Origin of the sequence: Pseudoalteromonas sp. GW168-MNA-CIBAN-0100 (assembly GCF_040309225.1) — a bacterium.
Taxonomy (GTDB): Bacteria; Pseudomonadota; Gammaproteobacteria; order Enterobacterales; family Alteromonadaceae; genus Pseudoalteromonas; species Pseudoalteromonas arctica.
On record NZ_JBEOOL010000797.1, the window covers coordinates 1 to 255 of the forward strand.

Genomic DNA, 255 nt, shown 5'->3' on the forward strand with positions numbered 1-255 from the left:
GCCCTGATCGTCCTGCATGGACGCCGGTATTTGTTCGAATTCATACCGATGAAGGTATTAGCGGTGTTGGTGAAGCAGGTCTTGCGTACGATTTAGGACACAGTGCCGCTGCTGCGATGATCAAAGAAATGGCCGATGCCTTTTTAATTGGACACGACCCGTTTCAAACTGAAAAACTATGGTCGCGTATGTTGCGTGAAAGTTTTTGGGGTCTAGGTGGTGGGCCGGTGGTTTACGCAGCAATGAGTGCGATTG

Annotated in this window: 1 pseudogene; it reads left to right on the forward strand. The window is 49.8% G+C overall.

The window, feature by feature from the left end:
- A pseudogene (locus AAEY62_RS23470) lies at positions 1-255 on the forward strand (mandelate racemase/muconate lactonizing enzyme family protein); the annotation flags it as partial.